We start from the raw sequence: 24,519 nt of genomic DNA on the forward strand, positions 1-24,519 counted from the left end.
CCCCGCGCCCCTCGGGCGGGCTGCCCGACCGTAGGGTGATCCCATGACGGAGGGAACACTCGCGAAGAGAGCCGCCGTACGCGTGCAAGGGCTCTGGAAGCGGTTCGGGGAGCAGGTTGCTGTTGCCGGGATCGATCTGGAGTTGCCCGCGGGGAAGTTCATCGGGCTGGTGGGGCCCAACGGTGCCGGGAAGACCACCACGTTGTCGATGGTGACCGGGTTGCTGCGGCCCGATCAGGGGACCGTCGAGGTCGTCGGGCACGACGTGTGGCGGGATCCGGTGGCCGTGAAGGCACGGATCGGGGTGCTGCCGGAAGGGCTCAGGCTCTTCGACCGGTTGTCGGGGCGTGAACTGCTCGCCTACTCGGGGCGGCTGCGGGGGCTGCCGGGCGCCGAGGTCGACAAGCGGGCCACCCAGCTCCTCGACGTTCTTGATCTGGCCGGGGCCCAGCACAAGCTCGTGGTCGACTACTCGACCGGTATGCGCAAGAAGATCGGGCTCGCGGCCGCTCTCCTCCACAATCCGGAAGTGCTGTTCCTGGACGAGCCGTTCGAGGGCGTCGACCCGGTGTCCGCGCAGACGATCCGGGGCGTTCTGGAGCGGTACACGGACTCCGGCGCCACCGTTGTCTTCTCCTCCCATGTGATGGAGCTCGTCGAGTCGCTGTGCGACTGGGTGGCCGTGATGGCGGCCGGCCGTATCCGCGCCCAGGGCACGCTCGCCGAGGTGCGCGGGGACGCGCCCTCGCTGCAGGCTGCGTTTCTCGAACTCGTCGGGGCGAACGGCCGCGACGCCGGTTCCGATCTCGACTGGCTGGGCGGCGGGGCGCGATGACCGGCGACATCACTCCCGTCGTCGTACGGCTGAAACTGTCGCTCCTGCGGAACGGGCTCAGACAGTCCGGGGGGCGGCGGGCTGCGTATGTCGCGTCGGCCATCGTCACCTTTCTCTTCGCCGCGCTCCAGCTGATCGGTCTGATCGCGCTGCGCGGGCATGCGCACGCCGCATCCGTCGTGGTGCTGCTGGTGGCGGTGCTGGCACTGGGCTGGGCCGTGATGCCGCTGTTCTTCCCCGGCGGTGACGAGACCCTGGACCCGACCCGTCTGGTGATGCTGCCGCTGCGGCCCCGGCCGATGGTGCGGGCGCTGCTGGTGGCCTCGCTGGTGGGCATCGGGCCGCTGTTCACGCTGTGCCTGCTGGCCGGTTCGGTGGTGTCGGTCGCCCATGGCGGCGCAGCGTACGCCGTCGGGGTCATCGCCGTCGTGCTGGCGCTGCTGGTGTGCGTGGCCCTCGCACGGGCCGTCGCCGCGGCCAATGTGCGGCTGCTGACCAGCCGCAAGGGCCGTGATCTCGCGGTGCTGAGCGGTCTGGTCATCGCGATCGGGGCGCAGCTGGTGAACTTCGGGGCGCAGCGGCTGGGTTCGTCCGGGCTGGCGCAGCTCGACCCGGCGGCGGAGGTGCTGCGCTGGGTGCCGCCCGCCTCGGCGATCGGCGCGGTGGACTCGGTGAGCGAGGGGTCGTACGGCAGGGCGGTGGCCCAACTCGCCCTGAGCGCCGGTGCGTTGGTGGCGCTGCTGGCGGTGTGGTCGCGGCATCTGACCCGGCTGATGACCGCGCCCGACGGATCCACCCTCCAGACCGAGGGGTCAGCGGTGCGCGAGCGGACGTCGACGGGGCTCGCCCGGCTGCTGCCCGCCGGGCGCACCGGCACCGTCATGGAGCGCAGCCTGCGCTACATCTGGCGCGACCCCAAGACCAAGGCGGCCTGGGTGACCTCCCTGGCCATCGGGTTGATCGTGCCGGTGTTCAACGCGTGGCAGGGCACGGGCTCGATCTACTTCGCGTGCTTCGCCGCGGGGATGCTCGGCATCCAGATGTACAACCAGTTCGGGCAGGACACATCGGCGTTCTGGATGGTCGCGCTGACGATCTCCACCACCCGCGACGCCTACGTCGAACTGCGCGCGCGAGCACTGGCCCTGCTGGTGATCACCCTGCCGTACGCCACCCTCGTGACCGTGCTCACGACGGCGATGCTCGGCGACTGGCCGACGCTGCCCGAGGCGCTCGGGCTGTCCTTCGCGCTGCTCGGCGCGATGCTGGCGACCGGTGCGTGGACGTCCGCCCGCTTCCCCTACTCCATTCCGCAGGAGGGCTACAAGAACGTCGCTCCCGGGCAGGTCGGGCTCGCCTGGGTCTCGATCTTCGGCGGCATGATCGCGGCCGCCCTGCTGTGCGCCCCCGTCATCGTCGGGACGATCCTGCTGAACGCCAGCGAGAGCGGTGACCCCTGGTCCTGGCTGATGCTGCCGGCCGGCGCGGCCTACGGGGCGGCGATCACCCTGCTCGGCCTCCGGCTGGCCGCCCCACGCACGGCACGGCGGCTGCCGGAGATCCTGGCGGCGGTCAGCCGGGGATGACAGGGGCCCATATCAGTGCCCTGAGATGAGCACCGCGTCGACGAACGGTTCGATGGCCGTCCGCCAGGCCTCCGGCTGGTCGTAGTGCACGAGGTGGCCGGCGTCGGCGACCTCCGCGTACTCCCCGCGGGGCAGGACGCGGACCATCTCCTGGGCCTCGGCGCGGCCGAGCTCGCCGTCGAGGCCGCGGACGACCAGGGCGGGGCACCGGACCTGGGCGAGCTCCTCCCAGTGCGCGTCGTACACCCAGGTCTCGCGGGATTCGAGCATCTGCTCCGGGTCGAAGACCGGGCGCCAGCCGTCCGGGGACTCGTGCATCACTTCGGCGTAGAACTCGCCGCGGGAGGGGTTCGGGCGCTCCACCCAGGGGTCGTCCCCGCCGAACCATTTGCGTACGTCGGCGAGCGTGGCGAAGGGAACCGGCCAGGCCTTGAACCAGTCGCCCCACTCGCGCTGTGAGGCGGCGCCGAGCGCGGAGGCCCGCATATCGCAGATGATCACCCCGCGCACCAGGTCGGGGCGTTTGGCGGCGAGCTGCCAGGCGGTGAGGGCGCCCATGGCATGGCCGATCAGGAGGGCCGGGGCGAGGCCGAGATGTTCCAGGGCGGCCTCGGCGTCCTCGACGTACGCCTCGCGTGTGGAGGACGCCGGCGGGGGTTTGTCGCTCTGGCCGTGGCCCCGCTGGTCGAGGGCCACGGCGCGGTGCCGTTCGGAGAGCCAGCGGGCGGTGGAGGCCCAGTGCGAGGCGCGGCCCATCAGGCCGTGCAGTAACAGCACGCCGGGGGTGCTTTCGGCCGGATCCCCCTTGGGAGGGTCGCCGAACTCCCAGGCGGCGAGACGTACGCCGCCCGCCCCGGTCACGTCGATGCGTCGCACCATGGTCCTGGCACCCCCCTGGCTTCACGAACCGCTGTCCTGCCGGTGCTGTGTGCACATCCCATCAGCGCACGTCCCGCACGACCCGTCACTCGCAGACTATCGAATGGGTATTCGAAAATAGCGTCTCTGCGGACAACACCCCTCGTTCGAGTGACCCCCCGCCAGGCATGATCGCCGCCGCCGAGGGGAGATCTTCAGCGGGAGGTGGACCGCTCGGGGAAACCGGTCCGTGGGGGATGACCCTGAGAGCTCGGGGCTCCGGGTCAGCACAGGGGAGGACAGGCCCCGGCGCCACAAGGCGCCGGGGCCTTCGACACGTCTGCGGCACATCCTCCCGGCCCCCTCAGGTCATATGCCTCACGCGACAGCCTTGCACGCGAAGCGTCCGAGCGCTGCGATTCGGAGCAGTGAATCTTGGATTCGGCGAGAACAGCGCGCGCCCCAACTGCCCCAAGATCAACGGAAGTTGACGATCCGCGGGCCATGCTGCGGCTGCCCGGCACCCGCCCGTCCCGCTCGGCCGCCGGTACCGCTCAGCGCTTGGCGACGAACACGTGCGAGGCGACATCCGCCTCCAGCTCGGCCGCCTCACCGCCGCTGCCCACCAGCACACCGCCCGCCGACTCCGTCACGCTCACCACCGAGCCGGGCTGCACACCCGCGCGGCGCAGTGTGTACATCAGCTGCGCGTCCGTCTGGATCGGCTCGCCGATACGGCGCACGACGACCGTCTTGCCTTCGCTGCCCGGGTCGAGATCGGCCAGCGACACCATGCCCTCGTCCAGGAACGGGTCCGCGCCGTCCTTCTCGCCCAGCTCCTCCAGGCCCGGGATCGGGTTGCCGTACGGCGACTCCGTGGGGTGCCTCAGCAGCTCCAGCACGCGCCGCTCCACGGCCTCGCTCATCACGTGCTCCCAGCGGCAGGCCTCGGCGTGCACCTGCTCCCACTCCAGCCCGATCACGTCGACGAGCAGGCACTCCGCGAGCCGGTGCTTGCGCATCACGCGCGTGGCCAGCCGGCGCCCCTCGTCCGTGAGCTCCAGGTGGCGGTCGCTGGCCACGGACACCAGGCCGTCCCGCTCCATCCGGGCCACCGTCTGGCTGACCGTCGGCCCGCTCTGGTCGAGCCGCTCGGCGATCCGGGCGCGCATGGGGACCACGCCTTCCTCCTCCAGCTCGAGGATGGTGCGGAGATACATCTCCGTGGTGTCGATCAGTCCGGACATTCGTGCCCCTCGATTAGCTCTGCCGGAAGCACGACGGCTCCGCGGCGCGTGCGCTGGCCCTGGCTTCAATTCTGACGCATACCACTGACAACCGTGCCGCGCCGGTGAAACCAGCGAGTTACGCGTGTGTATGCGCGCGTGTCCGCCGATTCCCGGCCAGGGCGTACGCCCCGGAGCGCACCTCCTCGGCAGGCGGACCCGTGCGGCCGTATTGACACCGCACTGGTCCAGACCGCACCGTGATCCGCGGCACAGACCTCCGACGCTCGGAAGGGCCCCGTATGAGCGACCGCACGCTGGCCGGCCAGTTCTTCGACGCGGCGATCGGCCTGCTGCAACGGGTACGCGACGAGGAGGCCGACAGCATCGACGCCGCGGGCACCCTCCTCGCCGACACCGTCGCCGCCGGCGGCCGTCTCTTCGCCTTCGGCGCCGGGCACTCCTCGCTCGCCGCCCAGGACGTCGTCTACCGCGCCGGCGGCCTCGCCCTGATGAACCTGCTGACCGTGCCGGGCGCCGTCGGTGTCGATGTCGTTCCGGCCACGCTCGGCTCGGCCCTGGAACGCGTCGACGGTCTCGCGAGCGCCGTACTGGACTCCTCCCCGCTCCGAGCCGGCGATGTCCTCGTGATCGTCTCGCTCTCGGGCCGCAACGCGCTCCCCGTGGAGATGGCAATGAGCGCCCGCGCCCTCGGTGTGAAGGTCATCGGCGTGACCTCGGTCGCGTACGCCACGGAGACGACGTCCCGGCACGTCTCCGGGACCTATCTGAAGGACCACTGCGACATCGTCGTGGACTCGAAGATCGCGATCGGGGACGCGGTCCTCACCCTCGACACCGTCCCGGCGCCCTTCGCCCCCGCCTCCACCGTCGTCACCTCGGCCCTCCTCCAGGCGGTCATGGCGACGGCGGCCGGCTCCCTGTCCGGCCGCGGGATCGAACCCCCGCTCCTGCGCTCCGGGAACGTGGACGGCGGCCACGAGTGGAACGGCCGGGTGATGGAGGAGTACGGGGACCGGATCTTCTACCGCCACTGAGCGCCTGTGTCACCTGCTCTGCGGCGCGGGCATCCAGCCACTCCGTTACTCCGTCCCGACCACGCCCGCCAGGTCCAGTGCCGCCGCGATCCGTACGGCCACGTCCTCCGCGTAGGTCGCGTCGGACCGCTCGAACGAGCTCCGGCCGGCCCCGCGCAGGAACGTCACCACGCCCAGCGTCCGCCCCCGGCTGCGCAGCACCGCGCACAGCACATGCACCGCATCCGCGGGCCATTGCCGGCCCAGCGCCCACTCCCGCGCCTGCTCGGCGGGCACCGACCCCGCGCTCGCCCGCACCGACCCGGCCCGCTCCACGCACTGGAGCGCCGGATGCCCCTGCCCGTAGCGCACCGGCAGCCCGGCCTGCCCCGTGAGCAGGCTCGGCCCGGGCGCACCGGAAGGCGTGGCCGCGGCTCGTACCAGCCGCACCGGCGCCGCCCCTTCCGCGTCGGACAGCGCGCCGCCCGCCACCCGGTCGATCAGGGCGTGGTCGGCGAACCCGGCGAGCGCGAAGTCCAGGTGGACGGTGGCCGCCTCGCGCGGGTCCTCGCACTCGGCGGCGGCCCGCGCGGCCCGGTGCAGCTGATTGGTCCGGAACCGCAGCAGCGCCGCCTCCTGCTCGCCCTGCTTGGTCTCGGTCACGTCCTGGAACAGCCAGCCGACGCCCAGTGGAACGGGCTCCTCCGCGAGCGGCGACGCCAGCCGCAGGAAGCCGCTGCGCCAGCACCGCCGCTGTTCGCCCTCGGGCATGCGCACGCTCACCCAGATCTCGGCGGGCGCAGGCGGCGCGCCCTCCGCGAGCACATGGGTGAGCGCGCTCTCCAGCTCCTCCACACCCTGGGCGAGCAACTCCCCGAGCGGCCGGCCGAGCACGGACGTGCGCCCGATCCCGAGGGCACGGGCCGCGTGCGCGTTCACGACGGCGGGCCGCAGATCGGCGTCGACCAGGACAACGCCCCAGCTCGCGTCCTCGAACAGCGCCTCGCTCAGCGCGATGGACCGCTCCAGGTCTATCTGCGCGTGCACCTCGCTGAAGGCGCAGTACACACCGGCCGGCTTCCCGTCCGGGCCGCGCACGGCCGCGGACTGCGTGCGCACCAGCACCCGCCCGCCGTCCTTCGTCAGCAGCGCGAACTCGTGCACCTGCCGCCCGGGGGCCTGCATGGCGGACATCAGCCGCCCCTCGACCTCCTCGGCGTCCGCGGGGCGTACGGCCCATCCGGCGAACCCCTGACGGCCCACGGCCTCGGCGGCGGTCCACCCCAGGATCCGTTCGGCCTCCCGGTTCCAGTGGGTCACCGCCCCGTCCGCGTCGAAGGCGCACAGCGCCGCGTCCATGCCGTCGAGCAGCGCGGCAAGGAGATCCGAACCACCCGAGCCCTCCGGACCGTCCCGCCCGGGTTCGTCCGGTCCGAGCTCGTCCGTGGTCCCACTACGCCGGGAAGCACTCACCTGGACCCCCTGCCAAGCTGCGTCCGCACCTACGGCGCGTCGGTTCGCTCACTTGTCATCATCTAACTGGAACGTGACGCAGCACACATCGAGTTCCCCAAGATTGAAGGAATCGTTGCGCGCCGGAGACGCGCATCGGCAGCTAAGCGCTCCGCCGGAAGTGCCGCGATGCGTCGTCGGCCGTCTGCGGCGCCATCGTGGCTGGTCGCGCAGTTCCCCGCGCCCCTGCAGGGCGCTGCCGAACCGCAGCGGACTTAGCCCGACCTGCTTAGTGGTAGTTCGTTAAATCCGGCAGTAGAGGTCAATGCCGTGTCCGGTGGTGACCGCGTCGATCAGGGCCTGGAGCTCGGAGGGAGGGTCCTTGTCCGTCCAGGCTTGCCACCACCGATTGAGGGTGACGGCGGGGGTGAGCCAGGAACGGATGGCTCGTAAGGCCCTGGGCCAGCAAGGCTGTTGGGGCTGGTGGGACGGGGCGGGTCCCCCTCTCTGGCACCTCGTCGGGGCAGGGGTCCGGCGCGGACTTGGAAGTCGGCCCAGCCGAGTTCGTCCTTGACCTGTTTGTAGCTCTGCTCGATCCACGGCCGCAGGCCGTAGAGGCGGACGATCTCGGCGAGGTCGGCCGGCGGGTGTGGGCTGGTGGTGGCGTGGAGTGCATCAGGGTGGGGCAGGTTGGTGGCCAGGTACCAGGTGGCCTTCTCCGGCAGGCTGGCTGGGTCGGTGGTGGCCACGACCAGGCGGCAGGGTGAGTCGGGGCCGTAGCCGGCCAGGCGGGCGTCGGCGGCCCACCAGGTCTCGGTGTGCCCGTCGCGGAAGTGACGCTTAACGGGTGTCCAGTCGCCGGGATGCTTGGCATTCTTCCAGGTCAGGGCGTGGGCGGCTTCGATGGGGGTGTGTGGCTGGTCGGCCGGGGCCCAGGTGCCGCGGTGCGGTTTGAGGGCGACGACGTAGGCCAGGCCGGCCTCGCGTAGCGCGAGGTACCAGTCGTCGCTGACGGAGTAGGCGCAGTCGGCGACCACCGCCCGGCAGCCGAAGCCCGCCTCCTTCGCGCGGGCCGCGAGGGCAGCGGCCAGCTGCGGTTTCGTGCGGAAGGCCGGATCGGAGCGGCCGCGGGTGAAGTGGTGGGCGGGGGTGTAGGGAGTGGCGTGCAGCGGGTAGTACACGCGGCCGTCGGTCCACAACGTGGTCACCGTGACGATGCCGCTGTCGGTCTTGCCGTACCGGCCCAGCCACTGCCGGCCCACGTGCGCGGTCGCCGTGCCGTCCTTGCGGTCCCCGGAGTCGTCGATCACGATGACCCCGCCGTCGTGCGGAGCCGTCGCCGACTGCTCGCGTAGCAGCTCAAGCCGCCGGTCGTTGACCCGTTCGGCCTCCCACGGGGACTCGGACAGGAAGAACTGCAGCCGCTGCACCCCCGGCATTCGCGCACCTGCCACCGGCTCCGCCCCTGCCAGGCAGGTGATCGTCTTGTTCCGCTCCCTCGGCGCCAGCAGCCCGGTCAGATACTCGCGAAAACCTCGCCTCTGGGCCAGGCTGAAGAAGAGGTCGTCGAACCGGGCCGCGTAGTCCTCCAACGGACCCGGCGCAGGCGGACACGGACGGCGAGCGGTCATCTTCAGCCCCCTGCAAGGAAGTTGATTCCTACCACCGGCCTACGACCAACCCGGCCTGCCGTCAACCCACACCAGCGCCGAATTTAACGAACTACCGTTAGAAAGCGCTCCCGCCCTGCTCCAGGCGCAGATCCACCCATTCCACGGTCTCCCCGTCCAGCACATACCGGTCGACCTCCACGAACCCGCGTGCCCGTGCGAACCGCAGTCCGTCCTCGTTGACGGCCAGCACACAGGTCTCGATCGCCCGGGCGCCGAGCACGCGCGCGTGCGCGAGCCCCTTCTCGTAGATCACCGCCCCGAAGCCCTGTCTGCGGAACTCGGGCAGCACGCGCGCGATGACCGTCGCCACGGCCTCCTCGTCCACCGGCGGCCGCACGGTCGAGCAGCCGACCAGGACGTCCCCGAGATAGGCGTTCTCCAGATGGAAGCGGCCGCTGCGCTCCCGTACCTCTGCGAGGTTCATCGCGGCGGGCGGCACGATGACGTTGTGCACCTGCCGCCACTGCTCGAGCATGGCGTCGCCGACGACCGTCTCTGTACGAAGATCAGACACCGCAGCAGACAACCGCACACCGCGCCGAGCGTCAACGGAGTTCGGCGGCACGGCCGGTGACCAGCACAGATGTGGCGACTTCAAACATCCCGGAAAAACGGTTGATCGTGCGCCGATCGGTTTCTAAGGTGTCGGCTACACGAGAAGGGAGGTGGTTCGGCAGATGTATGAAAACCGGACGCGTGAGGTGACTGCGGGCTAGCGGCCCGCCACCACACTCAGTGCGGTGCCGGACCAGCACGTGACAGACGCGTGCAGCCGGCCCAATCCCAGCAGTCACCCGACCCGCGAGCTCGCCGGTACGTCCGGCCGGCTCCCCCGCCTTGGGCGGAGGGAACCCGAGCTCGCGGGTCGTCTGCGTTCAGGCACGCTCAGGGGCTGAGGCGTTCCACACGCCAGCTGCCGTCGGGCTCCGCCACATAGCGCAGCCTGTCGTGCAGACGGTTCTCGCGGCCCTGCCAGAACTCGACCGTCTGCGGGGCCACCCGGAAGCCGCCCCAGTTCGGCGGCACGGGGACCTGCTCGCCCTCGGGGTAGCGGGCCGCCAGTTCGGCGTAGGCGGCCTCGAGGTCGCTGCGGGTGGCGATGACCGAGGACTGGGCGCTGGCCCAGGCGCCGAGCTGGGAGCCGTGCGGGCGGGTGCGGAAGTACGCGGCGGTCTCGTCGCGGCCCGTGCGCCGGGCGATGCCCGTGACGATGACCTGGCGTGCCATCGGATGCCAGGGGAACAGCAGCGAGACGTACGGGTTCTCGGCGAGGTCGCGGGCCTTGCGGGAGCCGTAGTTGGTGTAGAAGACGAAGCCCTGCTCGTCGAAGTGCTTCAGCAGCACCGTGCGGGAGCTGAGGCGGCCCTGCGCGTCGGCCGTGGAGACGATCATCGCGTTCGGCTCGTAGAGGTGGGCCTCCGTCGCGGCCTGCTTGAACCAGCGCGCGAACTGCGCCACCGGCGTGGCGGGCAGGTCGGCCTCGGCGAGGCCCTCGTCCCGGTACTGCTTGCGCATCGAGGCGGGATCGGGGTGGACGGCGTCTCGGTCGGTCACGCGATCATCTTGCCGTATGGACGGCCGCCGGCGTGGGCCGTCCCCGGTCCTGGAGGTGGCACTCAGTGCCACCAAGCACTCCCCAAAGGTGGCACTCGGGGATATTGTGCTGCTGCCATCCCATCCCGATTGGGTGACCGCCTGCCGTACCGGGCATCACAGGGGTGACCGCTCGGGACCGCGAGTCCTTCGACCTGAGGCTTCGGTCGCACACATCATGAGGAGCCGCCTGATGTCCGACTTCGTACCCGGACTCGAAGGAGTCATCGCGTTCGAAACGGAGATCGCCGAACCGGACAAGGAGGGCGGCGCCCTCCGCTACCGGGGCGTCGACATCGAGGACCTGGTCGGCCATGTCTCCTTCGGCAACGTGTGGGGGCTGCTCGTCGACGGTGCCTTCAATCCCGGACTGCCGCCCGCCGAGCCGTTCCCCATTCCGGTGCACTCCGGTGACATCCGCGTGGACGTCCAGTCGGCGCTGGCCATGCTCGCGCCGGTGTGGGGCCTGAAACCGCTGCTGGACATCGACATCGAGCAGGCCCGGGACGATCTGGCCCGTGCGGCCGTGATGGCCCTGTCGTACGTCGCCCAGTCGGCGCGCGGTCAGGGTCTGCCGATGGTGCCGCAGCGTGAGATCGACAAGGCGCAGTCCGTGGTCGAGCGGTTCATGATCCGCTGGCGGGGCGAGCCCGATCCCAAGCACGTGGCCGCCGTCGACGCCTACTGGACGTCCGCCGCCGAGCACGGCATGAACGCCTCCACCTTCACCGCCCGTGTGATCGCGTCCACGGGCGCGGATGTCGCGGCCGCTCTGTCGGGTGCCGTCGGCGCCATGTCGGGGCCGCTGCACGGCGGGGCGCCCTCCCGTGTCCTCGGCATGATCGAGGAGATCGAGCGGACGGGGGACGCGGAGGCGTACGTCAAGGGCGCCCTGGACCGGGGTGAGCGCCTGATGGGCTTCGGTCACCGGGTGTACCGCGCGGAGGACCCACGCGCGCGCGTGTTGCGCCGTACCGCCCGTGAACTCGGCGCGCCCCGCTTCGAGATCGCCGAGGCGCTGGAGAAGGCGGCCCTGGAGGAGCTGCACAACCGCCGCCCGGACCGGGTTCTGGCGACGAACGTGGAGTTCTGGGCGGCGATCATGCTGGACTTCGCCGAGATCCCGGCGCACATGTTCACGTCGATGTTCACCTGTGCCCGTACGGCCGGCTGGTCGGCGCACATCCTGGAGCAGAAGCGGACGGGCCGCCTGGTGCGCCCGTCCGCCCGCTATGTCGGCCCCGCTCCGCGCAGCCCGCGGGAGATCGAGGGCTACGAGGAGATCGCGCACTAGGTGTATTGATCACGAGCGGGACCAGAACACCGAGCGCGATTCAGTCCAGCGCCTCGTCCAGCAGGGCCGCCCACTGGGCGACGACCCGGTCGCGGCGGCCCGTGTCGTCGGTGAGGAGGTTGGCGAGACCGAGGCCGCGGGCCATGTCGAGGAGGCCCTGGACGGTTTCGCGTACGCCGGGCCGGGACTCGTCGGCGCCGAGGAGGTCGACGGCGATGCGGTGGGTCTCGCGGCCCACGCGGGCCTCCAGCTCGGTGACCCGCGGGCGCAGCTGGTCCTCGTTGGAGGCGGCGACCCACAGATGCAGTGCGGCGCGGAAGAGCGGGCCGGTGTAGAGGTCGACGAGGGCCGTCACCACAGCGCGCCGGTCCTGCCCCGCGCCCTCGGGGAACAGGGCGCGCAGGGCGGTCGAGCGTTCCTCGGCGACGTACTCGACGGCTGCGGTGAACAGGTCCTCGCGGGTCGGGAAGTGGTGCTGGGCGGCGCCGCGGGAGACGCCGGCGCGTTCGGCGACGACGGAGACCGTGGAGCCCGCCCAGCCGTGCTCGGCGAGGCAGGCCACGGCGGCTTCCAGGAGCCGCTGCCGGGTGGCCCGGCTGCGGTCCTGTTTGGGGACGCGTTCGCGTTCGGGTGTGGTCACACCGCCCATGTGGGGTCCCGTCGTTCAAGGAAGGCCGACATTCCCTCGCGGGCGTCGGCGGAGGCGAACAGCCGGGCGGAGAGTCTGCCCAGTTCGCCCTTGTCCTGGTCGAATGCCTCCAGCACCTTAGCCGTGAGCAGCCGTTTCGTCTCGGCCAGGGCCTGGGGCGCGGACCGGCGCAGCCCGTCCAGGACGGGTGCCAGTACCTCGTCGACGTCGTCGCCGGCCGCGGTCAGCAAGCCGATACGGGCGGCCTCGGCGGCGTCGAAGCGTTCGCCGGTGAGGTAGTAGCGGGCCAGTGCGCGCGGGTCCGTACGGGGCAGCAGCGGCAGCGAGATGACCGCGGGGGCCACCCCGATCCGTACCTCCGTGAACGCGAACGACGCCGCGCCCGACGCGGCCGCGATGTCGCACGCGCCCAGCAGACCGAGGCCGCCCGCGCGGACGTGCCCGGTGACCCGCGCGACGACCGGCTTGGGCAGCTCGACGATCTGCCGCAGCAGACCGGCCATCGCGTCCGGCGGCGGCGGGTCGCGCAGGTCGGCGCCCGCGCTGAAGGTGTTGCCGGTGTGGGTGAGGACGATCGCGCGTACCTCGCCGTCCTCGGCGGCGCGGGTCAGCGCGTCCGCCAGGTCGCCCACGAGCGCGGCGGACAGGGCGTTGCGGTTGTGCGCCGAGTCGAGCGTGAGCGTCTCGACGGCACGCGCGCGTGTGCGCTGGATCAGGGTCACGACTGTTCCCTGAGCTGCCGGCGCAGGATCTTGCCGGAGGCCGCCCTCGGCACCCCGTCGATGAAGGTGACCTGGCGGACGCGTTTGTAGGGGGAGACGCGTTCGGCGACGTACATCATGATCTCTCCTTCGGAGAGGTCGGCGGCGGCCGGCTGGCGGACGACGTAGGCGTGCGGGATCTCGTTGCCCTCGTCGTTGTAGACGCCGATGACGGCGGCGTCCGCGATGCCGGGGTGGGTGAGCAGCAGGGCCTCCAGTTCGGCGGGGGCCACCTGGAAGCCCTTGTACTTGATGAGCTCCTTGACCCGGTCCACGACGAACAGCCAGCCGTCGGCGTCGGCATGGCCGACGTCGCCGGTGTGCAGCCAGCCGTCGGGGTCGATCATGGCGGCGGTGGCGTCGGGGCGGCCGAGGTAGCCCTTCATGACCTGGGGTCCGCGGATGAGGATCTCCCCGGACTCGCCGATGCCGAGGTCCTTGTCGGGCTCGTCGAGGGAGACGATCCGCATCTCGGTGCCGGCGATGAGCTTGCCGACCGTCCCCGGCGGCGGGTTATCGGCGCCGACGGGGACGACATGTGTGCCCGGCGACAGTTCCGTCATGCCGTACGCCTGGCCGACCGGCGGCAGACCGAGCCGCCGGGAGCAGGCGGCCGCCAGCTGGGCGTCCAGGGGGGCCGCGGCGCTGATGATGTACTCCAGCGACGACAGGTCGTACTGCGCGACCGCCGGATGCTTGGCCAGGGCCAGGACGATCGGCGGGGCCACGTACAGGCCGGTGATGCGGTGGTTCTGGATGGCCGCGAGGAACGTGTCCAGTTCGAAGCGCGGCAGGAGCACGACGGTGGCGCCCTGGCGCAGGGGCGCGTTCATCAGGGCCGTCAGACCGTAGATGTGGAAGAAGGGCAGCACGGCCAGGATGCGGTCGCCGGGCCCCATCGCGATGACGGGTTCCAGCTGGGCGAGGTTGGTGGCGATCTGCCGGTGCGTGAGCATCACGCCCTTGGGCACGCCGGTGGTGCCCGAGGAGTACGGGAGGGCCGCCACGTCCTCCACCGGGTCGATGGCGACCTGAGGCTCGGGGGCCGCCGAGGCCAGCATGTCGATGAGCGAGCGATGTCCGGGGGCGCTGTCGCAGACGAAGATCTCCTGGACGCCGCCCGCGATCTCCGCGGCCCGGCGCGCGATGTCCAGCAGCGGCGAGACGGTGACGATCCAGCGGGCCGCCGAGTCGGCGAGCTGCTTGGCAAACTCCTCGGGCGTGGCGAGCGGGTGCACGGTGGTGACGGAGGCACCCGCGCGCGTGGCGGCGTAGAAGGCGGTCGGGAAGGCGATCGTGTTGGGGCTGTGCAGGGCGAGGACGTCGCCCTTGCGCACGCCGGCGTCGGCGAGCGCGGCAGCGATGCGCCGGTGGAAGCGGTCCAGCTGTTCGTACGTGAGGGTGGTGCCGTCGGTGCCGTCGATCAGGGCGGGCGCGTCACCGAACTCGGCGGCCCGGCCGAGCACCGCCTCGTGGATGGGGAGTTCGACGGGCGCAACGTCTTCGTACTCGCTTCGGAACACGGTTCCTCCTGGCACGACTCGGTGCGTCAAGCGCTGTCTAGTACGACTTGGGCAGACCCAGGGTCTGGTGGGAGACGTAGTTGAGAATCATCTCCCGGCTCACCGGAGCAATACGAGACACGCGCGCGGCCGTTATCAGCGAGGCAAGCCCGAACTCCCGCGTGAGGCCGTTGCCGCCGAGGGTGTGCACGGCCTGGTCGACGGCCTTCACACAGGCTTCCCCGGCCGCGTACTTGGCCATGTTGGCGGCCTCTCCGGCCCCCGCGTCGTCGCCCGCGTCGTACAGGAGAGCCGCTTTCTGCATCATCAGACGGGCGAGTTCGAGGTCGATGTGCGCCTGGGCGAGGGGGTGGGCGATGGCCTGGTGGGCGCCGATGGGGACCTCGAAGACCGTGCGGTCACGGGCGTACTCGATCGCCTTCGCCAGCGCGTAGCGGCCCATGCCGATCGCGAAGGCGGCCGTCATGATGCGTTCGGGGTTGAGACCGGCGAACAGCTGGAGCAGGCCCGCGTCCTCGTCGCCGACGAGCGCGTCGGCGGGCAGCCGTACGTCGTCGAGGGTCAGCTCGAACTGCTTCTCCGCGCCGCGCAGTTCCATGTCGATACGGCGCCTGGTGAAGCCGTCCGCGTCGCGCGGGACGATGAACAGGCAGGGCTTGAGGCGGCCGGTACGGGAGTCCTCGGTGCGGCCGACGATGAGGGTGGCGTCGGCGATGTCGACGCCCGAGACGAAGACTTTCCGGCCCGTGAGCAGCCAGTCCCCGGTGTCCGGGTCGCGGCGGGCGGTGGTGGTGATGCGGTGGGAGTTGGAGCCCGCGTCGGGTTCCGTGATGCCGAACGCCATGGTGCGGGTGCCGTCCGCCAGGGCGGGGAGCCAGTCCTGTTTTTGCTTGTCGGTGCCGAAGCGGGCGATCACTGTGCCGCAGATTGCGGGAGAGACGATCATCATGAGCAGGGGGGCGCCGGCTGCGCCGAGTTCTTCCAGGACGATGGAGAGTTCGGCGATTCCGCCGCCGCCTCCGCCGTATTCCTCGGGCAGGTTGACGCCGATGTAGCCGAGCTTGGCGGCTTCCTGCCAGAGGTCGGTGGGGTAGGCGCCCTGGTCCACCAGCTGGGTTATGTAGTCGCGGCCGTAGCGCTTGCCGAAGGCCGCGACGGCTGCTCGAAGGTCCTTGTGTTCCTCGGATTCGATGAGGGTCGTCATGGGGACTCCTCCGGATGCGGGTTGTATGTGGCTGGTCGCGCTCACGCGGCGGAGCCGCAATTGATACAGCCCCGCGCCCCTAGGCGGGTTGCACTACCGCCAGCAACATGCCGGGCTCCACCTGTTGGCCGGGTGCTGCGTGCAGGGCGCTCAGGACTCCTGTGGCCGGGGCTGTGACCTTGTGCTCCATCTTCATCGCCTCCAGCCACAACAGGGGCTCACCGGCTTCGACGGCGGCCCCTACTGCCAGGCCCTCGGCGATTCTGACGACCGTGCCCGGCATCGGGGCCAGCAGGGAGCCGGGGGCGTGCTGGGTCGTGGGGTCGGGGAAGCGGGGCAGGGCCGTGAGGGTGGTGGTGTTGACGTAGACCTGGTCGTCGCCGTACCGCGCGACCTCGAACCTCCTTTGCACGCCGTCCACTTCCAGTACGACGACACCGGCGTCGGCGTGCACCACCCGCACCCCGTCCGCCGCCAGGCCGCCCCCGCGGGTGTGGTGGTAGCGAGCCTCGTGTTCCTCGCCCGCCATCCCGTAGCGCTTCGTCTGCGGCTGGGACGGGACGTTGCGCCAGCCGCCGAAGCGGGAGCGGGAGCGGGCGTCGGCGAGCGCCGCGGCCAGCGGGGCGTGCGGGTCGGGGGCCGCAGCGGTCAGGTCCGGGAGGTGGCGGTCGTAGAAGCCCGTGTCCATCGCGGCGGTCGTGAACTCCTTGTGCCGCAGGGAGCGTACGAGGAGGTCCCGGTTGGTGAGCGGGCCGTGGATCGCCGCCCGCTCCAGGGCGCCGGCCAGCCTGCGGATCGCCTCCGCGCGCGTGGGGGCGTGGGCGACGGCCTTGGCGAGCATGGGGTCGTAGTGGACGCCGATCTCGTCGCCGTCCTCGTAGCCCGTGTCCAGGCGCACGCCGGGCATGGTCAGGCGGTGCAGCGTGCCGGTCTGCGGGGTCCAGTCGCTCGCCGGGTCCTCGGCGTAGAGGCGGGCCTCGATCGCATGGCCACGCGCGCGTGGGGGGTCCTGGGCGAGGGTGCGGCCCTCGGCGATGCGGATCTGCTCCGCCACCAGGTCGAGGCCGAACACCGCTTCGGTCACGGGGTGTTCCACCTGGAGGCGGGTGTTCATCTCCAGGAAGTGGGCCTTGTCACCGGCCACCAGGAACTCGACCGTACCGGCGCCGACGTAGTCGACGGCGCGGGCGGCGCGTACGGACAGCGTGTGCAGCTCTTCCGTGAGCTCCTCGGACAGGCCGGGCGCCGGGGCCTCCTCGATCACCTTCTGGTGGCGGCGCTGGAGGGAGCAGTCACGGGTGCCGAGCGCCCAGACGGTGCCGTGGGTGTCGGCGAGGATCTGGACCTCGACATGCCGGCCGTTCTCCACATAGGGCTCCAGGAAGACCTCGCCGTCACCGAAGGCGCTCGCCGCCTCGGCGCGCGCGCCCTCCAGCGCGGCGTCGAGCTCCGCCAGACGGCGCACGATCCGCATCCCGCGCCCTCCGCCGCCGGCAGCCGCCTTCACCAGCACCGGCAGGTCGCCCTCGGTGACCTCGCGCAGCGACGAGATCCCCATCAGCTTCTTCGCCCGCGTCTTGGACGCCATGGCCTCGATCGCCTCCGGCGGCGGCCCGATCCAAACCAGGCCCGCGTCGAGGACGGCTCGCGCGAAGTCCGCGTTCTCGGAGAGGAAGCCGTAGCCCGGGTGCACGGCGTCCGCGCCGGCCGCGACCGCCGCCTTCACGATCAGATCGCCGCGCAGATACGTCTCCGCGGGCGCCGCCCCCGGCAGTCGTACCGCCGTGTCGGCCACGCGCGCGTGGAGGGCGTTCTCGTCGGCGTCCGAGTGCACGGCGACCGTCCGGATTCCCCACTCACGGCAGGTGCGGAAGACACGGCAGGCGATCTCGCCGCGGTTCGCCACCAGTACGGAAGTAATCATGAGCCTCACATCCGGAAGACGCCGAAGCCACCGCGCGCGCCCTCGTAGGGCGCCGTGTGGATCGCGGACAGGCACAGGCCGAGGACGGTTCGGGTGTCGCGCGGGTCGATGACGCCGTCGTCGTACAGCCGCCCCGACAGGAACATCGGCAGCGACTCGGACTCGATCTGCTGCTCCACCATGGCCCGCAGGGCGGCGTCCGCCTCCTCGTCGTACGGCTGTCCCTTCGCGGCCGCCGACTGCCGGGCGACGATGGAGAGCACGCCGGCGAGCTGCTGCGGGCCCATGACGGCCGACTTGGCGCTGGGCCAGGCGAACAGGAAGCGGGGGTCGTAGGCGCGACCGCACATGCCGTAGTGACCGGCGCCGTACGAGGCCCCCATGAGGACGGAGAGGTGGGGCACGCGCGAGTTGGAGACCGCGTTGATCATCATCGCGCCGTGCTTGATGATGCCGCCCTGCTCGTACTCCTTGCCGACCATGTAGCCGGTGGTGTTGTGCAGGAAGAGCAGCGGGATGTCGCACTGGTTGGCGAGCTGGATGAACTGGGCGGCCTTCTGGGACTCCTCGCTGAAGAGGACCCCTTGGGCGTTCGCCAGGATGCCGACCGGGTAGCCGTGGAGGGCCGCCCACCCCGTCGTCAGGCTCGTCCCGTACAGCGGCTTGAACTCGTCGAAGTCGGAGGCGTCGACGACCCGGGCGATGACCTCGCGCGGATCGAAGGGGGTCTTGAGGTCACCCGGGACGATGCCGAGAAGTTCCTCCTCGTCGTACTTGGGGGGCGCCGCCGGACCCGGATCGCCGTACGCCTTGCGGTGGTTGAGGCGGGCGACCACCCGGCGGGCCTGCCGCAGAGCGTCCTGCTCGTCGACCGCGAAGTAGTCCGCGAGACCCGACACACGCGCGTGCATCTCGGCGCCGCCGAGCGACTCGTCGTCGCTCTCCTCGCCGGTGGCCATCTTCACCAGCGGCGGCCCGCCGAGGAACACCTTCGCCCGCTCCTTGACCATGATCACGTGGTCGGACATGCCGGGGACGTAGGCACCGCCCGCTGTCGAGTTCCCGAAGACGACGGCGACGGTGGGGATGCCGGCGGCGGACAGACGGGTGAGATCGCGGAAGATCGCGCCCCCGGGGATGAAGATCTCCTTCTGGGACGGCAGGTCGGCACCCCCGGACTCGACGAGGCTGATGCAGGGCAGCCGGTTGGCGAGCGCGATGTCGTTGGCCCGCAGGGCCTTCTTCAGCGACCAGGGGTTGCTTGCACCACCGCGCACCGTCGGATCATTGGCGGTGATCAGGCACTCCACGCCCTCGACGACCCCGATGCCGGTGACGAGCGAGGCGCCCACCGTGTAGTCGCTGCCCCAGGCCGCCAGCGGCGACAGCTCCAGGAACGGGGTGTCGGGATCGAGAAGCAGCTCGATGCGCTCACGGGCGAGAAGCTTGCCGCGCCCCCGGTGCCGGGCGAGGTACTTCTCGCCGCCGCCCGCGAGGGCCTTGGCGTGCTCGGCGTCGAGGTCGGCGAGCTTGGCGAGCATGGCCTCGCGGTGGGCCCGGTAGTCCGGGCCTGCGGTGTCCAGGGTGGTCGCAAGTACCGTCACAGCAGGGCCTCCGGAATGTCCAGGTGGCGGGAGCGCAGCCATTCGCCGAGGGCCTTGGCCTGCGGATCGAATCGGTGCTGGGCGGCGACGCCCTCGCCGAGGATGCCCTCGACGACGAAGTTGAGCGCGCGGAGGTCGGGCAGGGCGTGCCGGACCACGTTCAGGCCGGCCGTCTCCGGCAGGAGTTCACGCAGCCGGTCGACGGTGAGGGTGTGGGCGAGCCACCGCCAGGCGTCGTCGGTGCGGGCCCAGACGCCGACGTTGGCGTTCCCGCCCTTGTCCCCGCTGCGGGCACCCGCGACAAGACCGAGAGGCGCGCGGCGGGTCGGTCCACCCGGCGGCAGCGGCTGGGGCAGGGACGGCTGCGGCACGTCGTCCAGTACGAGGGTGTCGTGGGCCGGAGGCACGGCGACCCGGCGCCCGTCATGGAGGACGGCCACATGGTCTACCTCACCATGGGGAACGTACACATCCTCGAAGACCCCAAAGGGTGCGCCCTTTCCAGGTGGCGCCACCACATGGAAGCCGGGGTAACTGGCGAGCGCCAGCTCGATGGCGGCCCCGCTGAGCGCCCGCCCCACCGCCGCCTGATCGGGGTCCCGTACGACGAGCCGCAGCAGTGCGCTGGCGGTCTCCTCGGTCGGCGCATCGGGCCGGTCGGTGCGGACCAGGTCCCAACGGACGTCCGCGGGAAGGGACTTGGCGAGCGCGTCGGTCATCTGCTCCCGCACGAGCGCGGCCTTGGCCTCGATGTCGAGTCCGGTCAGAACGAAGGTGACCTCGTTGCGGAAGCCGCCCAGGCGATTGAGCCCGACCTTCAGGGTCGGCAGCGGGGCCTCTCCGCGCACCCCCTCGATCCGTACCCGGTCGGGGCCGTCCTGGGTGAGCCGTACGGTGTCCAGACGGGCGGTGACGTCGGGTCCCGCGTACCGGGCGCCCGCGGTCTCGTACAGGAGCTGGGCGGTCACCGTGCCGACGTCGACGAAACCGCCGGTGCCGGGGTGCTTGGTGATGACGGCGGTGCCGTCCTCGTGGAGTTCGGCGAGGGGGAAGCCGGGGCGGCGGACGTCACGGTGGCCGTCGTTGAAGAACGCGTAATTGCCGCCGGTGGCCTGCGTCCCGCACTCCAGCACATGCCCGGCGACGACGGCGCCCGCGAGCCGGTCGTAGTCGTCCCGGGCCCAGCCGAAGTGGGCCGCGGCGGGGCCGGTGACCAGGGCGGCGTCCGTGACCCGCCCGGTGATCACGACATCGGCGCCCTCACTGAGACAGGCCGCGATACCGAAGCCGCCGAGGTAGGCGTGGGCGGCGAGGCTGCCGGGGTGGGCAGCCGTGAGGTCGTCGCCCTCGACATGCGCCACGCGGAGGGGGATGCCGAGACGGCCGGCCAACTCCCGTACGCGATCGGCAAGTCCGGCGGGGTTGAGCCCACCTGCGTTGGTGACGATCCGGACGCCCCGCTCGTGGGCCGGCCCGAGACACTCCTCCAGCTGCCTCAGGAAGGTGCGGGCGTACCCGGCGCCGGGGTCCTTCATCCGGTCCCGGCCCAGGATGAGCATCGTCAGCTCGGCGAGGTAGTCACCGGTGAGGACGTCGAGTTCGCCGCCGGTGAGCATCTCGCGCAGGGCGTCGAAACGGTCGCCGTAGAAGCCGGAGGCGTTGCCGATGCGGAGGGTCATCGGTCCGTTCCCTTCGGCTCACGTCCCGTGCCCGGCGGGCCGGCGAAGGCCTGGGCGATGTCCAGCCAGCGGTCCGCTTCCAGGCCGACGGCGTGCAGGGCGAGGTCGGCGCGGTGCGCCCGCTGGGTGACCAGGAGACAGAAGTCGAGGGCGGGGCCGGTGACGCGTTCGGGGGCGTCTTCGGGGCCGTACACCCACAACTCGCCCGAAGGCGCGGTGAGTTCCACGCGGAACTCCTCAAAGGGCGCGGGCAGTCCGTGCACGCCGAAGGAGAAGTCGCGGGTGCGGACGCCGAGGCGGGTGATGTGCCGGATCCGGTCGGTCGGGGTCCGGACCACACCCAGGGCGTCGGCGACGTCCTGTCCGTGGGCCCAGGTCTCCATCAGCCGTGCGCTCGCCATGGAGGCGGTGGACATGGGCGGCCCGTACCAGGGAAAACGCGCACCGTCGGGCGCGGCCCGCAGGGCGTCCTCCAGGGCCTTGCGCCCGCTCCGCCAGTCCGCGAGCAGCTGCGCGGGCGGCTTGGCGGCCCATTCCTCCGCGCCTTTGTCCACGAAGTCCCCGGGCGCGGTCAGCGCGGCCTCGACCTCACGGGCGAAGGCGTCCTGATCGGTCACGGCGAGCAGGGAGGAGTGGTCGGTCCAGGCGAGGTGGGCGATCTGGTGGGCGATGGTCCAGCCGGGGGCGGGGGTTTCGAGCGCCCACCGCTCCGCGCTCAACCCGGCCACGAGCCGGTCGAGTTCCTCGCTCTCCGCACACAGTTCGTCGATCACGGGCGTCGGGTCAGCCATGGGGTGAGCATGGCACCGGCCCAGGAAACAAGCAAGCATGCTTGCATTAATTTGTTTTTCCACAACTCCGGCACCTGTGTGCTTATGGGTGGCTACGCTCGGTGAGGGGAGGTGGTTGGCTTGCGAAGCCGTGTGCTTGACCCCGGGGCTTCACCGTTGGACTACTACGGGTTCGAGTTGCGCCGGGCGCGGGAAGCGGCGGGGCTGACGCTGGCGCAGCTCGGCTCGGTTGTCTTCTGTACGGGGTCGTTGATCGGGCAGATCGAGACGACGGCCAGGGTGCCGACCCGGGAGTTCTCGGAGCGGGTGGATGCGGCGCTGGGAACGGACGGGTTGTTCTCACGGTTGGTGGGGCTGGTCCTACGGAGCCAGTTGCCGGGGTGGTTTCAGCCGTATGCGGAGATGGAGGCGAGGGCGGCCTATATCTCCACGTACCAGGCGCAGTTGGTGTACGGGCTCCTTCAGACGGAGGCGTACGCGCGCGGTGCTCGGCACGAGGGGCGAGGACGACCTCGACGGCAAGGTGGCCGCCCGACTGGACCGCCAGCACATCCTGCAACGAGACCAACCACCGGTGATGTGGGTGGTGCTGAGCGAGGCGGTGCTGCATCAGGAGGTCGGCGGCCGGGAGGTCATGCGCGAGCAGCTGGCACATCTCCTGACACTGCAGAAGCGCCGGTGGCTGGAGATCCAGGTGCTGCCGTTCGAGGCGGGGGCGCACACGGGGCTGATGGGCTCGTTCACGCTCCTCCGCTTCGACAAGGACCCGGATGTCGTCTATACCGAGGACTTCGTCCAGGGGCACATGACGGCCAATCCGGAAGCAGTCAGGGAGGGTTCGGTTCGATACGATCATCTGCAAGCGGCCGCGCACTCCGTGGACGACTCGGCGGCCCTGATCGCCCGCGTGATGGAGGAACGCTATGGGATCGAACCTGAACGTGACGGGCGCGACGTGGCGTAAGTCGTCGTACAGCGGCGACACGGGCGGCGATTGTGTCGAATGCACCCCTCTCGGCGCCGCGTCCTGGCGTAAGTCGTCGTACAGCGGCGACACCGGCGGCGAATGCATCGAGGTCGCCGACCTCGCCCCCCACATAGCCGTCCGCGACTCCAAGAACCCCGACGCCGGAATCCTCACGGTCACCCCCGAGGCCTTCTCCGCATTCGTCGGACACTTCGTCCGCTGAGTCACCGCTCCGCCTTGCCTTGATCGCCCGCGTGACGGAGGAACGCTATGGGGAGCAGCCTGGACCTGACGCGCGCGCAGTGGCGTAAATCGTCGTACAGCGGCAGCAGTGGTGGTGATTGCATCGAGTGCGCGCCACTCGGCAGCGTCGCCTGGCGAAAGTCCTCCTACAGCGGCAGCAGCGGCGGCGAATGCATCGAGGTCGCCGACCTCGCCCCCCACATAGCCGTCCGCGACTCCAAGAACCCCGAAGGCGGAATCCTCACGGTCACCCCGGACGCCTTCTCCGCGTTCCTCGGCCACTTCGTCCGCTGAGTCACCGCTCCGCGTTGGCAGCGGCGCGGTAGATGATGCTGGCTGCCGCCAGATGTTCGCGTGCCCCCTCCGGCGCAGCCGCCACCTGCGCCAGGTATGCGGCTCGGCGGTACTCCTTCGCCGTCTCCGGGTGGCGCTCGATCTCGATCAGAGCCGCCCAGTGGTTGAGACAGGCGTGGACGGGACCGAGAGAACCATGCCGACCGCTTCCGCGAGCGCTTGGTCCCTAGCCTGGTCGTAGGCGGCCAGAAGCTGCGGGGCGACAACAGCGCAGGCGGCGCGCAGGGCAGCCGGAGTGCGCTCCGGGCGGGGGATCAACTCTTCGTGCACTCGCCCGACGCCAGTCCCACCGCACCCCGTCCTGCCCCACCCCGCGAAAACTCCTCCCCCGAGCTGTCACACATCCCTCCCCCCGCCCGTCAGACCGATGACGACGCACATTCGGGATCAAGAAGTGGGAGACGTGACCATGAGCGCAGAGAAGAAGATCGCGGTGGCCGGGGCGACCGGGCGGCTCGGACGGCATGTGGCGGACGTGCTCAAGGAGCGTGGGCATGACGTCGTACCGATGTCCCGGGCGACCGGTGTCGACATCGTGACCGGTGCGGGGCTGGCGGACGCGCTCGCAGGCGTGGACGTCGTGATCGACGCCGCGAGCACCCCCTCGCCCGACCGGCAGGAGGCCACGGAGTTCTTCACGGCCGCAGCCCGCAATCTGCACGAGGCAGGGCAGAAGGCCGGGGTCCGCCGGATGGTCGTCGTGTCGATCATCGGGATCGACGGCTCGACGACGGGTTACAACGCGGCGAAGCTGGAGCACGAGCGGGCCGTACTCGCCGGGCCTGTGCCGACGCGGGTGCTGCGGGCCGCGCAGTTCCATGAGTTCGTGGAGCAGCTGGTGCAGTGGGGGCGGCAGGGCGACACCGTGTACGTGCCGAAGATGCGGACGCAGCTGGTGGCGGCGCGGGCTGTCGCCGAGGCGTTGGTCGACCTGGCGGAGGCCGAGGACGCGCCGGGGGCGCGGGCACCCTTCCCGGAGGTGGCCGGGCCGCGCGAGGAGCGCCTGGAGGATGCGGTGCGGCTGCTGCTGGCCCGGCGGGAGCCGTCGGTGAAGGTGGCCGCCGTGAGCGACACGGACGACTCGCAGCGGGAGCTGTTCGAGGGGGGCGGGCTGCTGCCGGGCGCCGGGGCACGGCTGGCGGGGCCGACGTACGAGGAGTGGGTGGCCGCGGAGGCGGCGTGACGCGTCAGGCAGCATGACGCCTCAGCGTCCGCTCAGGCCTCCGGGGGCCGTAGCGTCCCTCGCCCCGCACAAGGAGCAGGTGG

General features: G+C 71.1%; 20 protein-coding genes and 2 pseudogenes. 8 read left to right on the top strand and 14 right to left on the bottom strand.

Features of this window, described 5'->3' with window-relative positions:
• Window positions 1-43: 43 nt before the first annotated feature.
• Together F7R91_RS13065 and F7R91_RS13070 are read left to right on the top strand one after the other, a co-directional pair.
• Window positions 44-835: an ABC transporter ATP-binding protein gene (locus F7R91_RS13065; protein WP_150947840.1), complete on the top strand. Its 792-nt coding sequence runs from the start codon at window positions 44-46 to the stop codon at window positions 833-835.
• Entirely contained in the window at window positions 832-2,421 is a 1,590-nt protein-coding gene (locus F7R91_RS13070; RefSeq protein ID WP_150947842.1) for a transporter, read from the top strand. Before F7R91_RS13065 ends, F7R91_RS13070 begins: the two co-directional genes overlap by 4 nt.
• Before the next feature lie 12 nt (window positions 2,422-2,433).
• On the opposite strand, the gene F7R91_RS13075 is transcribed toward F7R91_RS13070, so the two are convergent.
• Both F7R91_RS13075 and F7R91_RS13080 read right to left on the bottom strand, forming a co-directional pair.
• Window positions 2,434-3,300, bottom strand: coding sequence for an alpha/beta fold hydrolase (locus tag F7R91_RS13075; RefSeq protein WP_150947844.1), 867 nt, complete (start codon window positions 3,298-3,300; stop codon window positions 2,434-2,436).
• Between the two features lie 533 nt (window positions 3,301-3,833).
• Window positions 3,834-4,526 carry a metal-dependent transcriptional regulator gene (locus F7R91_RS13080; RefSeq protein WP_150947846.1) on the bottom strand — a complete coding sequence of 231 codons (693 nt, stop codon included), beginning with the start codon at window positions 4,524-4,526 and terminating at the stop codon, window positions 3,834-3,836.
• Window positions 4,527-4,807: 281 nt separating this feature from the next.
• Between F7R91_RS13080 and F7R91_RS13085 the strand changes: the two genes are divergently transcribed.
• Window positions 4,808-5,563, top strand: coding sequence for an SIS domain-containing protein (locus F7R91_RS13085; RefSeq protein WP_150947847.1), 756 nt, complete (start codon window positions 4,808-4,810; stop codon window positions 5,561-5,563).
• Window positions 5,564-5,608: 45 nt separating this feature from the next.
• Here F7R91_RS13085 and F7R91_RS13090 read toward each other — a convergent pair whose 3' ends face one another.
• The 4 genes and pseudogenes from F7R91_RS13090 to pdxH all read right to left on the bottom strand — a co-directional run bounded on the left by F7R91_RS13090 (window position 5,609) and on the right by pdxH (window position 10,221).
• Window positions 5,609-7,015, bottom strand: a complete 1,407-nt coding sequence (locus F7R91_RS13090; protein ID WP_150947849.1) for a PAS domain-containing protein — start codon at window positions 7,013-7,015, stop codon at window positions 5,609-5,611.
• A gap of 301 nt (window positions 7,016-7,316) precedes the next feature.
• Window positions 7,317-8,625, bottom strand: a pseudogene (locus F7R91_RS13095) (IS701 family transposase).
• Between the two features lie 97 nt (window positions 8,626-8,722).
• Window positions 8,723-9,181, bottom strand: a complete 459-nt coding sequence (locus tag F7R91_RS13100; RefSeq protein ID WP_225320625.1) for a GNAT family N-acetyltransferase — start codon at window positions 9,179-9,181, stop codon at window positions 8,723-8,725.
• Between the two features lie 371 nt (window positions 9,182-9,552).
• Window positions 9,553-10,221, bottom strand: a complete 669-nt coding sequence (gene pdxH, locus F7R91_RS13105) for a pyridoxamine 5'-phosphate oxidase (RefSeq protein WP_150947853.1) — start codon at window positions 10,219-10,221, stop codon at window positions 9,553-9,555.
• 232 nt (window positions 10,222-10,453) lie between these two features.
• Between pdxH and F7R91_RS13110 the strand changes: the two genes are divergently transcribed.
• On the top strand, window positions 10,454-11,554 hold the full coding sequence (locus F7R91_RS13110) for a citrate synthase 2 (protein ID WP_150947855.1): 1,101 nt from the start codon (window positions 10,454-10,456) through the stop codon (window positions 11,552-11,554).
• Between the two features lie 40 nt (window positions 11,555-11,594).
• Here F7R91_RS13110 and F7R91_RS13115 read toward each other — a convergent pair whose 3' ends face one another.
• The 8 genes from F7R91_RS13115 to F7R91_RS13150 all read right to left on the bottom strand — a co-directional run bounded on the left by F7R91_RS13115 (window position 11,595) and on the right by F7R91_RS13150 (window position 21,689).
• A complete protein-coding gene (locus tag F7R91_RS13115; protein WP_150947857.1) occupies window positions 11,595-12,203 on the bottom strand; it encodes a TetR/AcrR family transcriptional regulator in 609 nt (202 codons plus the stop codon).
• Entirely contained in the window at window positions 12,191-12,925 is a 735-nt protein-coding gene (locus F7R91_RS13120; protein ID WP_150947859.1) for an enoyl-CoA hydratase family protein, read from the bottom strand. Before F7R91_RS13120 ends, F7R91_RS13115 begins: the two co-directional genes overlap by 13 nt.
• Window positions 12,922-14,487, bottom strand: coding sequence for a 4-coumarate--CoA ligase family protein (locus tag F7R91_RS13125; protein ID WP_150947861.1), 1,566 nt, complete (start codon window positions 14,485-14,487; stop codon window positions 12,922-12,924). The genes F7R91_RS13120 and F7R91_RS13125 overlap by 4 nt, the downstream gene beginning before the upstream one ends.
• Before the next feature lie 37 nt (window positions 14,488-14,524).
• Entirely contained in the window at window positions 14,525-15,691 is a 1,167-nt protein-coding gene (locus tag F7R91_RS13130; protein ID WP_150947862.1) for an acyl-CoA dehydrogenase family protein, read from the bottom strand.
• A gap of 79 nt (window positions 15,692-15,770) precedes the next feature.
• Window positions 15,771-17,615: an acetyl/propionyl/methylcrotonyl-CoA carboxylase subunit alpha gene (locus F7R91_RS13135; RefSeq protein WP_150947864.1), complete on the bottom strand. Its 1,845-nt coding sequence runs from the start codon at window positions 17,613-17,615 to the stop codon at window positions 15,771-15,773.
• Window positions 17,616-17,620: 5 nt separating this feature from the next.
• On the bottom strand, window positions 17,621-19,219 hold the full coding sequence (locus F7R91_RS13140) for an acyl-CoA carboxylase subunit beta (protein WP_150947866.1): 1,599 nt from the start codon (window positions 19,217-19,219) through the stop codon (window positions 17,621-17,623).
• Window positions 19,216-20,898 (bottom strand): acyclic terpene utilization AtuA family protein, encoded by a 1,683-nt coding sequence (locus tag F7R91_RS13145; protein WP_150947868.1) that lies wholly within the window; start codon window positions 20,896-20,898, stop codon window positions 19,216-19,218. Before F7R91_RS13145 ends, F7R91_RS13140 begins: the two co-directional genes overlap by 4 nt.
• Entirely contained in the window at window positions 20,895-21,689 is a 795-nt protein-coding gene (locus F7R91_RS13150) for a TIGR03084 family metal-binding protein (RefSeq protein WP_150947871.1), read from the bottom strand. Before F7R91_RS13150 ends, F7R91_RS13145 begins: the two co-directional genes overlap by 4 nt.
• Window positions 21,690-21,800: 111 nt before the next feature.
• Here F7R91_RS13150 and F7R91_RS13155 point away from each other — a divergent pair.
• From F7R91_RS13155 to F7R91_RS13175, 4 genes and pseudogenes are all read left to right on the top strand, one after another.
• Window positions 21,801-22,653: pseudogene (locus tag F7R91_RS13155) on the top strand (helix-turn-helix domain-containing protein).
• Window positions 22,613-22,879, top strand: a complete 267-nt coding sequence (locus F7R91_RS13160; protein ID WP_150947873.1) for a DUF397 domain-containing protein — start codon at window positions 22,613-22,615, stop codon at window positions 22,877-22,879. Before F7R91_RS13155 ends, F7R91_RS13160 begins: the two are co-directional and overlap by 41 nt.
• 47 nt (window positions 22,880-22,926) lie before the next feature.
• Entirely contained in the window at window positions 22,927-23,193 is a 267-nt protein-coding gene (locus F7R91_RS13165) for a DUF397 domain-containing protein (RefSeq protein WP_150947874.1), read from the top strand.
• A 469-nt stretch (window positions 23,194-23,662) separates the two neighbouring features.
• Window positions 23,663-24,436, top strand: coding sequence for an SDR family oxidoreductase (locus tag F7R91_RS13175; protein ID WP_150947876.1), 774 nt, complete (start codon window positions 23,663-23,665; stop codon window positions 24,434-24,436).
• Window positions 24,437-24,519 lie beyond the last annotated feature (83 nt).

It is taken from the genome of Streptomyces luteolifulvus (assembly GCF_008806595.1).
Taxonomy (GTDB): Bacteria; Actinomycetota; Actinomycetes; order Streptomycetales; family Streptomycetaceae; genus Streptomyces; species Streptomyces luteolifulvus.

What these genes read in the sequence shown, in the direction of transcription:
- F7R91_RS13110 (WP_150947855.1), top strand. Translation starts at nt 10,454, where the DNA reads ATGTCCGACTTCGTACCCGGACTCGAAGGAGTCATCGCGTTCGAAACG.
- F7R91_RS13080 (WP_150947846.1), bottom strand. Translation starts at nt 4,526, where the DNA reads ATGTCCGGACTGATCGACACCACGGAGATGTATCTCCGCACCATCCTC.
- F7R91_RS13175 (WP_150947876.1), top strand. Translation starts at nt 23,663, where the DNA reads ATGAGCGCAGAGAAGAAGATCGCGGTGGCCGGGGCGACCGGGCGGCTC.
- F7R91_RS13065 (WP_150947840.1), top strand. Translation starts at nt 44, where the DNA reads ATGACGGAGGGAACACTCGCGAAGAGAGCCGCCGTACGCGTGCAAGGG.
- F7R91_RS13150 (WP_150947871.1), bottom strand. Translation starts at nt 21,689, where the DNA reads ATGGCTGACCCGACGCCCGTGATCGACGAACTGTGTGCGGAGAGCGAG.
- F7R91_RS13070 (WP_150947842.1), top strand. Translation starts at nt 832, where the DNA reads ATGACCGGCGACATCACTCCCGTCGTCGTACGGCTGAAACTGTCGCTC.
- F7R91_RS13145 (WP_150947868.1), bottom strand. Translation starts at nt 20,898, where the DNA reads ATGACCCTCCGCATCGGCAACGCCTCCGGCTTCTACGGCGACCGTTTC.
- F7R91_RS13130 (WP_150947862.1), bottom strand. Translation starts at nt 15,691, where the DNA reads ATGACGACCCTCATCGAATCCGAGGAACACAAGGACCTTCGAGCAGCC.
- F7R91_RS13160 (WP_150947873.1), top strand. Translation starts at nt 22,613, where the DNA reads ATGGGATCGAACCTGAACGTGACGGGCGCGACGTGGCGTAAGTCGTCG.
- F7R91_RS13115 (WP_150947857.1), bottom strand. Translation starts at nt 12,203, where the DNA reads ATGGGCGGTGTGACCACACCCGAACGCGAACGCGTCCCCAAACAGGAC.
- F7R91_RS13165 (WP_150947874.1), top strand. Translation starts at nt 22,927, where the DNA reads ATGGGGAGCAGCCTGGACCTGACGCGCGCGCAGTGGCGTAAATCGTCG.
- F7R91_RS13075 (WP_150947844.1), bottom strand. Translation starts at nt 3,300, where the DNA reads ATGGTGCGACGCATCGACGTGACCGGGGCGGGCGGCGTACGTCTCGCC.
- F7R91_RS13085 (WP_150947847.1), top strand. Translation starts at nt 4,808, where the DNA reads ATGAGCGACCGCACGCTGGCCGGCCAGTTCTTCGACGCGGCGATCGGC.
- F7R91_RS13135 (WP_150947864.1), bottom strand. Translation starts at nt 17,615, where the DNA reads ATGATTACTTCCGTACTGGTGGCGAACCGCGGCGAGATCGCCTGCCGT.